9 protein-coding genes and 1 riboswitch are annotated in these 12,477 nt (G+C 72.5%); of the genes, 7 read left to right on the top strand and 2 right to left on the bottom strand.

The genetic code is table 11. The features are described from left to right. The first annotated feature begins 87 nt into the window (after positions 1–87). The 6 genes from FJ694_RS12925 (at position 88) to FJ694_RS12900 (ending at position 6,172) form a co-directional block, all read left to right on the top strand. A complete protein-coding gene (locus FJ694_RS12925; protein ID WP_157267655.1) occupies positions 88–831 on the top strand; it encodes a metallophosphoesterase family protein in 744 nt (247 codons plus the stop codon). Further along, positions 821–2,278 (top strand): serine/threonine protein kinase, encoded by a 1,458-nt coding sequence (locus FJ694_RS12920; RefSeq protein ID WP_157267654.1) that lies wholly within the window; start codon positions 821–823, stop codon positions 2,276–2,278. Before FJ694_RS12925 ends, FJ694_RS12920 begins: the two co-directional genes overlap by 11 nt. 46 nt (positions 2,279–2,324) lie before the next feature. Continuing rightward, entirely contained in the window at positions 2,325–2,687 is a 363-nt protein-coding gene (locus FJ694_RS12915) for a YkgJ family cysteine cluster protein (protein ID WP_157267653.1), read from the top strand. An 84-nt stretch (positions 2,688–2,771) separates the two neighbouring features. After that, positions 2,772–2,962, top strand: a riboswitch (yybP-ykoY riboswitch). A gap of 10 nt (positions 2,963–2,972) precedes the next feature. Continuing rightward, complete coding sequence (locus FJ694_RS12910; RefSeq protein WP_157267652.1) at positions 2,973–3,542, top strand: TMEM165/GDT1 family protein; 570 nt, start codon at positions 2,973–2,975, stop codon at positions 3,540–3,542. Between the two features lie 90 nt (positions 3,543–3,632). Next, entirely contained in the window at positions 3,633–5,432 is a 1,800-nt protein-coding gene (locus tag FJ694_RS12905) for an aminopeptidase P family protein (protein WP_157267651.1), read from the top strand. Positions 5,433–5,653: 221 nt separating this feature from the next. After that, entirely contained in the window at positions 5,654–6,172 is a 519-nt protein-coding gene (locus FJ694_RS12900; protein WP_157267650.1) for a hypothetical protein, read from the top strand. 46 nt (positions 6,173–6,218) lie between these two features. On the opposite strand, the gene FJ694_RS12895 is transcribed toward FJ694_RS12900, so the two are convergent. Both FJ694_RS12895 and ettA read right to left on the bottom strand, forming a co-directional pair. Continuing rightward, the gene (locus FJ694_RS12895) at positions 6,219–9,056 is read right to left on the bottom strand and encodes a zinc-dependent metalloprotease (protein ID WP_157267649.1); all 2,838 of its coding nucleotides are present in this window, start codon (positions 9,054–9,056) and stop codon (positions 6,219–6,221) included. A 178-nt stretch (positions 9,057–9,234) separates the two neighbouring features. Beyond that, positions 9,235–10,899, bottom strand: coding sequence for an energy-dependent translational throttle protein EttA (gene ettA / locus FJ694_RS12890; protein WP_157267648.1), 1,665 nt, complete (start codon positions 10,897–10,899; stop codon positions 9,235–9,237). Positions 10,900–11,194: 295 nt separating this feature from the next. Here ettA and FJ694_RS12885 point away from each other — a divergent pair. Beyond that, the coding region (locus tag FJ694_RS12885; RefSeq protein WP_157267647.1) for a DEAD/DEAH box helicase at positions 11,195–12,477 on the top strand (1,283 nt) is incomplete at its 3' end.

Below are 12,477 nucleotides of genomic sequence, written 5' to 3'. Positions count from 1 at the left end.
GCCGCCGGCCCTGGGCCCGGGCCCACGCGGCAGCCCGGGGTAAGCCTCGCGGTGCAGCATGTCCGGCCCCGTTCCCGCACCCGCCCGATGAAACTCGCCCTGATCACCGACCTGCACGCCAACCGCGAGGCGCTGGAGGAAGTGCTGGCCCATGCGCGCGGCCACGGCGCGCAGCAGTTCGCCCTGCTGGGCGACTTCGTGGGCTACGGCGCCGACCCGGCCTGGGTGGTGGACCAGGTGCGCGCCCTGGCCGCGCAGGGCGCCATCGCCGTGCAGGGCAACCACGACGCCGCCACCGTGCGCGGCGCGCAGCCCAGCATGCGCCCCACGGCGCGCCAGGCGGTGGAGTGGACGCGCGGCCGGCTCGACGCCGCGCAGCTCGATTTCCTGGCCCGGCTGCCCCTGTCGCAGCAGCGCGCTTCGGCGCTGTTCGTGCACGCCAACGCCCATGACCCGGCGCAGTGGGAGTACGTGATCGGCCGCGGCGAGGCGGTGCGCAGCCTGCAGGCCACCGAGGCGCGCCACGTCTTCTGCGGCCACATGCACCTGCCCATGCTCTACAACCTGTCGGGCACGGGCAAGGCGGGCGACTTCACGCCCGTGCCCGGCGTGCCGATTCCGGTGCCGGCGCACCGGCAGTGGCTGGCCATTCCCGGCGCCTGCGGCCAGCCGCGCGACGGCAACCCGGCCGCGGCCTGGGCGCTCTTCGACGAGGACGCCATGACGCTGACCTTCCACCGCGTGCCCTACGACCACGAGACCGCGGCCGCCAAGATCCTGGCCGCCGGGCTGCCACCGGAGTTCGCGCAGCGCCTGCACGATGGACGCTGACGCCCGCGCCGCCGCCGAGGCCGCCACCACCGACGCGCATACGCCGCTGCGCCCGGGCCGCGTCATCGACGGTTTCACTTTGCAGGAACTCCTGCACCAGGGCGGCATGGCGCACCTGTGGCGCGTGACGCACCCGGCGCACCGGCTGCCGCTGATCATGAAGGTGCCGCGCATCAAGGGCGGCGAGGACCCGGCCACCATCGTCGGCTTCGAGGTCGAGATGATGATCATGCCGATGCTCGCCGGCGTGCACGTGCCGCGCTTCATCGCCAAGGGCGACTTCGCGCGCCAGCCCCACGTCGTCATGGAGCACATCCCCGGCGAGACGCTGCGCCCGCGCCTGGACGCCGCGCCGCTGCCGCTGGCCGAGGTCATCGACGTGGGCATCCGCGTCGCCACCGCGCTGCACGACCTGCACCGCCAGCACGTCATCCACCTCGACGTGAAGCCGAGCAACATCCTGTTCCGCCCCGATGGCAACGCCGTGCTGGTGGACTACGGCCTCTCGCGCCACGACCACCTGCCCGACCTGCTCGACGAGGAGTTCACGCTGCCCATCGGCACCGGGCCCTACATGTCGCCGGAACAGGTGCAGTTCGTGCGCAACGACCCGCGCAGCGACCTCTTCGCGCTGGGCGTGATGCTCTACCACCTGGCCACCGGCGAGCGCCCCTTCGGCCAGCCCACCAGCGTCGCGGGGCTGCGCCGGCGCCTCTACACCGAGCCGGTGCCGCCGCGCGCCCTGCGGGCGGACATGCCGCCGTGGCTGCAGGAGGTGATCCTGCGCTGCCTGGAGGTGGACCCCGACGCGCGCTGGCCCAGCGCGGCGCAGCTGGCGCTGGCGCTGCAGGAGCCCGACCAGGTCGAGCTGACCGAGCGCGCGCACAAGGCCGGCACGGCCGGGCGCTGGCGCACGCTGCGGCGCTGGCTGGCCTCGGTGGGCAGCGAGCCGCGCGCCAGCGTCAGCGCCGGCGAGCAGGTGGCGCGCAACCCGATCGTGATGGCCGCCGTGGACGTGGACAACGCCGGCGAGGCGCTGCTGGAGCAGCTGCGCGAGACGGTGCGCCGCATCCTCTCCACCGAGCCCGGCGCGCGGCTGGCCTGCGTCAGCGTCATGCGCATCGCGCGCATCGGCATGGACGAGCTGGTCGACGACCAGGGCCGCAGCCACCACGTGCGCCAGCTCGTGGGCCTGAAGCACTGGGCGCGCCCGATCTCGCAGGCGCTGGACCTGGGCCACGGGCGGCTGACCTTCCACGTGCTGGAGGCGCCGGACCCGGCCGCGGCCATCATCGACTTCGCGCAGCGCACCCAGGTGGACCACATCGTCATGGGCGCGCGCGGCAACTCGGCGCTGCGCCGCTACCTCGGCAGCGTCTCGTCCCAGGTGGTGGCGCAAAGCGAGTGCACCGTCACCGTGGTGCGCGCGCCCACGCCGCAGGCGTGACGCGCTGCACGCGGCCACGCCCGCGCGCTGCGGCACCATGCGCGCCATGAGCAGCGCCCCCGCCCTTCCCTCCGACACCGACAACGCCTGCACGCGCTGCGGCGCCTGCTGCGCGAGCTTCCGCGTCGATTTCGCGCGCGAGGAGCTGCAAAGCGAAGGCGGCTGCGTGCCCGACGGCCTGGCGGTGGAGGTCAACGACTTCACCTGCCGCATGCGCGGCACCGACCACGCCCGGCCGCGCTGCGCGGCGCTCTCCGGCACGGTGGGCGTCAGCGTGCGCTGCGGCATCCACGAGTGGCGCCCCTCGCCCTGCCGCGAGTTCGGCGAGCTCGCGCCGCTGGGCCGGCCCGACGACGCCTGCCACCGCGCGCGGCTGCGCCACGGGCTGGCGCCGCTGCCGGGCTGCTGAAGCCAGGCACCCGGCGGGGCGCCCGCGCCACATCCTGGAACCAGGCTGCGCCCCGTCAAACCGGGGACTCCGGGTCAACCCTTACAATCGCGCCCGTCATTGGGGAGTAGCCGCCCTCCGAACGTGAGAGGGACCTGCGTCAACAGACTTGTCCGCCGCCTTGAGCGGACATGGCGCCGGTGGTTCGTGTTTCAGCTTGGCGAGACCTTTGACCGCTGTGCCTCCGGAAATGGCCGGGGAGGCGCGCGGTCAATGGTGTGCACTTGCCGGCCGGAGAACCCTGTTTTGGAAGCCTTCCTCATTTCCACCGGCATCGTGGCCCTCGCCGAGATGGGCGACAAGACGCAGCTGCTGTCGCTGCTGCTGGCCGCGCGCTTCAAGCGCCCCGTCCCGATCATCCTGGGCATCCTGGTCGCCACGCTCTTCAACCACGCCGGCGCGGGCGCACTGGGCACCTGGCTCACCGACTGGCTGGGCCCGGAGGTCATGCGCTGGATCCTGGGCCTGGGCTTCCTGGCCATGGCCGGCTGGATGCTCATTCCCGACAAGCTCGACGAAAACGACAGCCCGCGCGGCCACTTCGGCGTGTTCGGCACCACGCTGGTGGCGTTCTTCCTGGCCGAGATGGGCGACAAGACGCAGATCGCCACCGTGGCGCTGGCGGCGCAGTTCGATGCCTTTGCCTGGGTGGTGGTCGGCACCACGCTGGGCATGATGGTGGCCAACGTCCCGGCCGTGCTGCTGGGCGAACGCGTGACGCGCCGGCTGCCCATCGCCGCCATCCACCGCGTGGCCGCGGCCATCTTCGTGCTGCTGGGCCTGGCCGTGCTGCTGCGCCTGGACGCGATGCTCTGACGCCGCGCCACCGCGCCGGCCCCGCGGCGGCCGGGGGCGGCGGCGCGGTGGTCACAATGTCCGGCGACAGCTTCTCAAGGACGACTTTCCATGGACCAAGCCCTCGCCGCCCCCCGCCTGCAACGCCTGCGCGCCGCGCTGCAGGAGCGCGCGCTGGACGCGCTGCTGGTGCCCTCCAGCGACCCGCACCTCTCCGAGTACCTGCCCGAGCGCTGGCAGGGCCGGCAGTGGCTCTCGGGCTTCACCGGCTCGATGGGCACGCTGGCCGTGGCGCGCGACCAGGCCGCGCTGTTCGCCGACAGCCGCTACTGGGACCAGGCCGAGCGCGAGCTCGCCGGCAGCGGCATCGAGCTGGTGAAGATTCCCACCGGCGCCATCGCCCACGTCGCCGACTGGCTCATCCAGGCCCTGCCGCGCGGCGCCGTGCTCGCGGCCGACGGCAGCGTGCTGGGCCTGGCCACGGCGCAGGCGCTGCGCCAGGCGCTGGAGCCGGCGGGCATTGCGTTGCGCACCGACCTCGATCCGCTCGACGCCGTCTGGCCGGAGCGCCCCGCGCTGCCCGCCGCCGCCGTGTTCGAGCACCTGCCGCCCCATGCCGTCGTGTCCCGGGCCGACAAGCTGGCCGAGGTGCGCGCCGCCATGGCCGCGCGCGGGGCGGCTTTCCACTTCGTCTCCAGCGTGGACGACGTGGCCTGGCTGCTCAACCTGCGCGGCGCGGACGTGGACTACAACCCCGTCTTCCTCGCGCACCTGCTGCTCGACGCGCGGCAGGCCACGCTCTTCATCGGCGAGGGCAAGGTCAGTGCGGCGCTGCGCGCGCGGCTGGAAGCCGACGGCGTGCGCCTGGCGCCCTACGCTGGCGCGGCCGCGGCGCTGGCCGACATCCCTGCCGACAGCGTGCTGCTGCTCGACCCCAAGCGGGTGACGCTGGCCTTTCGCGAGCGGCTGCGCTGCCGCGTGGTCGAGGCCATCAATCCCAGCACGCTGCTCAAGAGCCGCAAGACGGTTGAGGAGGCCGCGCACGTGCGCGAGGCCATGGCCGAGGACGGCGCCGCCATGTGCGCCTTCTACGCCCGTTTCGAGCAGGCACTGGCCGCCGGCGAGCGCCTGACCGAGCTGACGGTGGACGAGTGGCTCAGCGCCGAGCGCGCCAAGCGGGCCAATTTCGTGGGCCTGAGCTTCCCGGTGATTGCCGGCTTCAATGCCAACGGCGCCATGCCGCACTACCGCGCCACGGCCGGGTCGCACGCCGAGATCCGCGGCGACGGGCTGCTGCTGATCGACTCCGGCGGCCAGTACCTGGGCGGCACCACCGACATCACGCGCGTGTGGGCCATCGGCGAGCCCGGCGCCGCCATGAAGCGCGACTACACGCTGGTGCTCAAGGGCACGATGGCGCTGTCGCGCGCGCGCTTTCCGCGCGGCACGCTCAGCCCGATGCTCGATGCGATCGCCCGCGCGCCGCTGTGGAGCGAGGGCATCGACTTCGGCCACGGCACCGGGCACGGCGTGGGCTACTTCCTCAACGTGCACGAGGGACCGCAGAGCATCAGCAAGGCCGTGCCGGACGCGACCATGGCCATGGAGCCGGGGATGATCACCTCCATCGAGCCCGGCGTGTACCGCAGCGGGCGCTGGGGCGTGCGCATCGAGAACCTGGTGCTCAACGTCCCGGCCGACACGGCCGAGGGCGGCGCCTTCGGCGAGATGCTGGAGTTCGAGACGCTCACCCTCTGCCCGATCGATGCCCGCTGCATCGACCGCGCGCTGCTGCGCCCCGACGAGGTCGCCTGGCTCGATGCCTACCACGCCACGGTGCGCGCTCGCCTGGCGCCGCGCGTGCAGGGCGACGCGCTGACCTGGCTGCTGGCGCGCACGGCGCCGCTGTAGGCACGGCGCCGGAAAATCGGTTTCAGCCCGTTTCGGGAGCGAAATCCCCCTCCAGTCACGGGGCATGTCCGGCGCTGCGGCGGTCCTGGGTACGGGCAGTGCCGGTGGCCGTCACCCGAAAGGGGGCCCACACTGGTGTGGAGCTTTGAGGGCACGCCGCCATGGACAAGCAGCCGCTGAAACCTCGTTGCCGTATCTGTCGAACCGCTTGCCGCCGGCCCATGCCGGCGCTGCTGGCCCTGCTGCTGGCGGCCGCCGGCGCATCCGCCCAGGAGCGCGAAGCCGGCGCCGGCGTGAGCTACGCGCTGGCCAGCACCACGCTTCCCCACCCCCAGGGCCGCAGCCTGGAGCAGCAGACCCAGGGCCGGGTGGAGCTGGTGCGCTGGGCCACGGTGCCGGGCGGCGCCTGGGGCATGGCGCTGGGAGCCCGCCGTGACGGCAACAGCGTCCCGCAGCCGGAAGTCGGGGTGCGCTGGCGCTCGCCGCTGGACAACAACCAGCGCCTGGACCTCTCCGCCTGGCGCAGCCTCGGCGCCGATGCCGGCCCGGCCGACACGCCCGGTGCCGGGCCCGCCCCGACGCTGGTGAGCACGCGCATCGAGCTGCAGTTCGTCGCGCCGCGCAGCACGGCCTCGCTGAGCGAGAACGGCGCGCTGGGGGTGCAGCTCAGCAGCGATTCCAAGCTGTCCATGCGCATCCGCCGCGGCGGGCCGGTGGTCTATTACCGGATGCAGTTCTGACTTCGGGCGGCCCGGCCGGACCGGGCCACCGCCCTCTCGCGCCCTCTCACGCCCCCGCCCGCTCCAGCCGTGCCGACAGCGCCGCCTGCAGCGTGTCGGCGCTGTCCAGCAGGTGCGCGCGCGCCTCGGGGCTCAGGTCCCCTCTCCGGGCCGCGGCCTGGATGCGCGGCAACAGCGCCACGGCCTCGGCGCGCACCAGCGCGCGCGCGTCGGCCCGCGACTGCGCCTGCGGCCGCACCAGCAGCTGCGCCAGCCGGTTGACGTGCTCGCGCTGCAGCTCGCGCCGCGGCCCCGGGATGTCGCCCCGGGCCGTCAGGTCGCGCCACACCTCGCGCGTGAGCCGGCCGTAGAGCTCGGAGAGGCGGAACGCGTCCTGGGTGCGCGCGAACTTGCCTTCGCTGTCGAGCAGCCGCTGCGCCAGCTCGTCGCTCATGAGCTGCGCCAGCAGCGCGCGCTGCATGCCGGTGAGCATGGGCCCGATCGCGAAGTCGGTGGACACCGGCCCGGCCCCGGCGCTCAGCGCCTCGCCGCGCTCCTGGTAGTCCGGCGCCAGGCGCCGCTGCAGCGCCGGCGAGATGCGCAAGCCCTCGGGGGACAGCACCTGCGCCATCAGCAGGTCCAGCGCCGCGCGCTGCGTGGCCGCGGGCACCGGCTGCAGCGGGTCGCGCCCGCTGCCGGGAAAGTCGCGCAGCGTGCGCACGCCGCCGATCTGCCGCGTCGCCAGCCCGGCCGCGCGCGCGGCGTCGCGCACCGCGTACACCACCGCGCGGCGCAGCACGGCGTAGTCCTCGTCGCCGCGCAGCGTGCGCGTCTCCAGGTGCTGCAGCAGCTCGCGCGCGATGTCCATGCGCTTGCGCGCGAAGTCGAGCACGTCGCTGCCCAGGTCGAACATCAGCGTCTCGGGATCGACGCCGAGGTAGTTGTCCTCGTCGGTGCCGAAGGCCAGCGCCGGCTCGCTGCTGCGCGCGGCGATCTTCGCCAGCGCCGCCGCCTCCTGCTGCGGCGTCGTGCCGGGCGGGAAGGTGCGGTAGGCGTACTCGATGGCCCAGATGTCGTAGGGGCCGAGCCGGGTCTGGAACGGCGTGCCGCCCTTCTGCCCGGCGCGCGGCAGGTTGATCGGCGCGTACTCCATGACCGAGCCGGACAGGCTGTTGCGGCGGGTGAACTCGGGGTCGGAGATCTGCGCGTCGCTGTACAGGCGCGAGGCACGGAAGTTGTGGCGCAGCCCCAGCGTGTGGCCGACCTCGTGCATGGTGGTGTCGGTGAGGTAGTCGAGCACGAACTGCTGCGCCTCGGGGCCGTCCGGGTCGAGCTCGCCGCGCGCCTCCATCAGGTCCAGCGCGTAGCCCAGCTGCTCGCCCGCGACCTCGGCGTGCTGGCAGGCCTCGCCTGCGGCGTGGGCGTGGGCGTGCGACAGCGCGGTGGGCGCGGCGTCCGCCGCGGCGCGGGCCGTGCCTGCCGACGCGGCGGCCTCGGCCGCCACGCCCGGGCCGGCCTGCATCAGCTGCGGCCAGTCGCCCAGGCTCAGCCTGGAGCTCAGCACCTGCGCGCGCAGCGTGCGGATGGCGCGCGAGGACAGGCTCTCGAAGCTGATGTCGGCGTCCAGGATCTCGCCGGTGCGCGGATCGACCTGCACCGGGCCGATGGCGCCGAAGCTGGCCTCGGCATTGGTCATCCAGCGCACCGACGGGATGCCCACGTCGTAGGTGTCGAAGTCCGCGCCTTCGGGCTGCACCTGCACGCGGATGGCGTCCTTGAAGCCCAGCGGCTCGAAGGCGGCGTTCCAGGCCAGGATGCCGCGCGAGATGGCCTCGCGGTACTTCTCGGGAATGGTGCGGTCGATCCAGAAGGTGATGGGCCGCACCGGCTCGGACAGGGGCGCGGCCGGGTCCTTCTTCTCCAGGCGCCAGCGGTTGATGAAGCGCTGGCGCGGCGTGCGCGCCAGGTCGTCGCTGAAGTCCTGCACCACGCTCGTGAAGTGGCCGATGCGCGGGTCGGCCTTGCGCGGCGCCATCGGCACGTCGGGCAGCTTCGCCAGCGAGTAGTACAGGCCGATGAACATGCTGCGCGCGTCGGGCAGCGTGTCGGGTGCGCTGGGCTGCGGCGCGCCGGGAGGCGCGCCCGGCGTGGACGCGGCGATGGTCGCGGTGGCGAAATGCGCCTGCACGTTGAAGACGACCTGCTCCGGCGTGCTGCGCACGCTGGTGAAGCTCGTGTGGCGGCCGTCGAGCGCGTAGCCCTGGCGGTAGGCGCGCTGCAGCGACTGCGACAGCCCCAGCAGGTCCACCAGGAACAGCGGGTTGGCCTCCACCAGCACGCTCTTGCGCTCCGGGTGCGGCTGGCTGGCGACGCTGGAGCTGGCCAGCAGGCTCTGCGCGAAGCCGGCCTCCACCGCGCGCGCCTGCGGCGTGCCGCTGCGGGCGACGTACTCGGGGTTCTTCGCCACCATCTGCACCTGGTTGTGCACGCGGCGGAACTCGACGATCTGCGCCCGGCCCACCTTGCCGTTGCGCTGCACCATCAGCCCGCCCAGCACGCCGCCCTCGCCGATGCCCTGGGCGATCTTCGGGGCGAGGAAGTACGGGCGGCTGAAGTCCTCGGGATCGAGCTCCAGCCAGACCTTCTCGTCCTTCTGCCACAGCGGGATCAGCCCGTCGATGCGCTTGGCGCCGCGGGTGACCGTGGCGAAGGTCGGCAGCGCGCCGGGCGGCGTGGCCGGCGCGGTGGCCAGCGGCGCGCCGGGCGGCCGGGCCGAGAGCTCGCCGGAAGGGGTTGAGGACGACGGCAGGATGGCCTGCAGGAACTGCGGCATCTGCGTCGAGGCGCAGCCGGCCAGCAGCAGCGGCAGCAGCGCGGGGGCGATCAGGCGGGGGAGGAGCGGCATCGCGTCAGGAACGGCTGGAGGAGAAGGCGCCGTGTCCGATGCTAGGGAGCCCGGCCCGAGGCGCCACGCGACAGGGACATTGCCCGGGCCGTCCGGGTTCCGCGCCGGCGGGCGCCGGGTGCGGATTCGTTCACGCCGGCGCGGGCAATCCCGGGCGGGACGCCCGCGCCTCGAACGATTACTTCAGCGCCTTGAAGCGCAGGCGGTGCGGACGCGCGCCCTCCTCGCCCAGGCGGCGCTTCTTGTCGGCCTCGTACTCCTGGTAGTTGCCGTCGTAGAAGTACCACTGGCTGTCGCCCTCGGCGGCCAGGATGTGGGTGCAGATGCGGTCCAGGAACCAGCGGTCGTGGCTGATGACCATGGCGCTGCCGGCGAATTCCAGCAGCGCGTCTTCCAGCGCGCGCAGGGTCTCGACGTCCAGGTCGTTGGACGGTTCGTCGAGCATCAGCACGTTGCCGCCCTGGGCCAGCGTCTTGGCCAGGTGCAGCCGGCCGCGCTCGCCGCCGGAGAGGTTCTTGACCAGCTTCTGCTGGTCGTTGCCCTTGAAGTTGAAGCGGCCGATGTAGGCGCGCGAGGGCATCACGAACTTGCCCACCACGATGTTGTCCAGGCCGCCGGAGACGTCTTCCCACACCGTCTTGTCGCCGGCCAGGCCTTCGCGGCTCTGGTCCACGAAGGCGAGCCGGGCGGTCTTGCCGATGCTCACCTCGCCCGCGTCGGGCTGCTCCACGCCCTGGATCAGCCGGAACAGCGTGGACTTGCCCGCGCCGTTGGGGCCGATGATGCCGACGATGGCGCCCGCGGGCACCTTGAAGCTCAGGTTGTCGATGAGCAGCCGGTCGCCGAAGGACTTCGAGACGTTCTTGAACTCGATGACCTCGTTGCCCAGGCGCTCGGCCACGGGAATGAAGATCTCGTTGGTCTCGTTGCGCTTCTGGTATTCGACGTCGCTCAGTTCCTCGAAGCGGGCCAGGCGCGCCTTGCTCTTGGCCTGGCGGCCCTTGGCGTTCTTGCGCACCCACTCCAGCTCCTGCTTCATGGCCTTCATGCGCGCGTCTTCGGTCTTCTGCTCCTGCTCCAGGCGCTTTTCCTTCTGGTCGAGCCAGTCGGAGTAGTTGCCCTTCCAGGGAATGCCGTGGCCGCGGTCGAGCTCCAGGATCCACTCGGCGGCGTTGTCGAGGAAGTAGCGGTCGTGGGTGATGGCCACCACGGTGCCGCCGAAGCGCTGCAGGAACTGCTCCAGCCACTCCACCGACTCGGCGTCGAGGTGGTTGGTCGGCTCGTCGAGCAGCAGCATGTCGGGCTTCGAGAGCAGCAGCCGGCACAGCGCCACGCGGCGCTTCTCGCCGCCGGAGAGGTTGCCGATGGTGGCGTCCCAGGGCGGCAGGCGCAGCGCGTCGGCGGCGATCTCCAGCAGGTGCTCGGTGTTCTCGCTGCCGGCCGCGGCGATGACGGCCTCCAGCTCGGCCTGCTCGGCGGCGAGCTTGTCGAAGTCGGCATCGGGCTCGGCGTAGGCGGCATAGACCTCGTCGAGCCGCTTCTTGGCCTCCAGCACGCCGCCGATGCCCTGCTCCACCGCCTCGCGCACGGTCAGCGCCGCATCGATCTGCGGCTCCTGGGGCAGGTAGCCGATGTTGATGCCGGGCATGGGCGTCGCCTCGCCGTCGATCTCCTTGTCCAGGCCCGCCATGATCTTGAGCAGCGTGGACTTGCCCGAGCCGTTGAGGCCCAGCACGCCGATCTTGGCGCCGGGGAAGAAGGACAGCGAGACCTCCTTGAGGATCTGGCGCTTGGGGGGAACCGTCTTGGTGACGCGGTTCATCGTGAAGACGTACTGGGCCATGGGCTTTTCTTCGCAGGGTGACTGGAGGATGGCCGCGCGCGCTGGGGAAAAAGCGGCCGGCCGAATCCGTGATTGTCGCCGCTCGCCGCAAACCCGGCCGTTTGGCACGCCATTGGCGGCCGTGTCCGGGGCCACGAGCGCCCGCTCACTACAATCCCCCTCAGCGGTGCCGCTTCCAGTCATGGCGCTGCAGTCGTTTCGGACACTCTCCCTCCTTGTGCCGCCTCCGACTGGTGCCCTGCCCCCGGCAGCGGCAGCAGGCGCGCCCAGTGCCCCTTACGCCGGGGCCTTCTGCATGAACTTCCAAGACCTCGGCCTGGCCGAGCCCCTGCTGCGCGCCGTGCGCGAACAGGGTTACGAAACGCCCACCCCGATCCAGGCGCAAGCCATTCCCGCCGTGCTGCGCGGCGGCGACCTGCTCGCCGGCGCCCAGACCGGCACCGGCAAGACCGCCGGTTTCACCCTGCCGATGCTGCATCGCCTGGCGGCGCAGCCGGCGACCCGCGACGCGCGCGGCCGCATGCCCATCCGCGCCCTGATCCTGACGCCGACCCGCGAGCTGGCCGCGCAGGTCGAGGAAAGCGTCAAGACCTACGGCAAGTACCTCAAGCTCACGAGCATGGTGATGTTCGGCGGCGTGGGCATGCAGCCGCAGATCGACCGCCTCAAGCGCGGCGTGGACATCCTGGTGGCCACGCCGGGCCGGCTGCTGGATCACCACCAGCAGGGCACGCTGGACCTGAGCAAGGTGGAGATCTTCGTGCTCGACGAAGCCGACCGCATGCTCGACATGGGCTTCATCCACGACATCAAGAAGGTGCTGGCCATCGTGCCGGCGCAGAAGCAGAGCCTGCTGTTCAGCGCCACCTTCAGCGACGACATCAAGGCGCTGGCCGAGCGGCTGCTCAACAAGCCCGAGCTGATCGAGGTGGCCCGGCGCAACGCCACGGCCGAGACCATCGCGCAGAAGGTTCACCCCGTGGGCCGCGACGGCAAGAAGGCGCTGCTGGCGCACCTCATCCGCAGCGGCGACTGGCACCAGGTGCTGGTGTTCACGCGCATGAAGCACGGCGCCAACCGCCTGGCCGACCACCTCAACGACGTCGGCATCAGCGCCATGGCCATCCACGGCAACAAGAGCCAGGGCGCGCGCACCAAGGCGCTGGCCGAGTTCAAGGCCGGCACGCTGCAGGTGCTGGTGGCCACCGACATCGCCGCGCGCGGCATCGACATCGACCAGCTGCCCCACGTCGTCAACTACGAGCTGCCCAACGTCCCCGAGGACTACGTGCACCGCATCGGCCGCACCGGCCGCGCCGGCGCGCAGGGCGAGGCGGTGAGCCTGGTCTGCGCTGACGAGGAGCTGTTCCTGCGCGACATCGAGAAGCTGATCAAGCGCAGCATCCCGCGCGAGACGGTGCCCGGCTTCGAGCCCCCGGCCGGCGAGAAGGCCGAGCCGATCGTGCTGGGCCGCATGGTCATCGGCGTGGGCGCCCCCGGCGGCCGCGGCCGTCCGGCCGGCGGCGGCGGTGGCCGTCCCGGCCAGGGCCGCCCCGGCGGCCCTGGCGGCTCCGGCCG

The sequence above is a fragment of the Azohydromonas aeria genome, assembly GCF_009760915.1.
Lineage (GTDB): Bacteria > Pseudomonadota > Gammaproteobacteria > Burkholderiales > Burkholderiaceae_C > Azohydromonas > Azohydromonas aeria.
The sequence above is the reverse complement of the archived record's forward strand: the minus strand, read 5'-3'. Positions and strand labels throughout refer to the sequence as shown.

Coding starts and splice junctions, on each gene's coding strand:
- ettA (WP_157267648.1), bottom strand. CDS start 10,899: ATGGCCCAGTACGTCTTCACGATGAACCGCGTCACCAAGACGGTTCCC.
- FJ694_RS12920 (WP_157267654.1), top strand. CDS start 821: ATGGACGCTGACGCCCGCGCCGCCGCCGAGGCCGCCACCACCGACGCG.
- FJ694_RS12925 (WP_157267655.1), top strand. CDS start 88: ATGAAACTCGCCCTGATCACCGACCTGCACGCCAACCGCGAGGCGCTG.
- FJ694_RS12915 (WP_157267653.1), top strand. CDS start 2,325: ATGAGCAGCGCCCCCGCCCTTCCCTCCGACACCGACAACGCCTGCACG.
- FJ694_RS12895 (WP_157267649.1), bottom strand. CDS start 9,056: ATGCCGCTCCTCCCCCGCCTGATCGCCCCCGCGCTGCTGCCGCTGCTG.
- FJ694_RS12905 (WP_157267651.1), top strand. CDS start 3,633: ATGGACCAAGCCCTCGCCGCCCCCCGCCTGCAACGCCTGCGCGCCGCG.
- FJ694_RS12900 (WP_157267650.1), top strand. CDS start 5,654: ATGCCGGCGCTGCTGGCCCTGCTGCTGGCGGCCGCCGGCGCATCCGCC.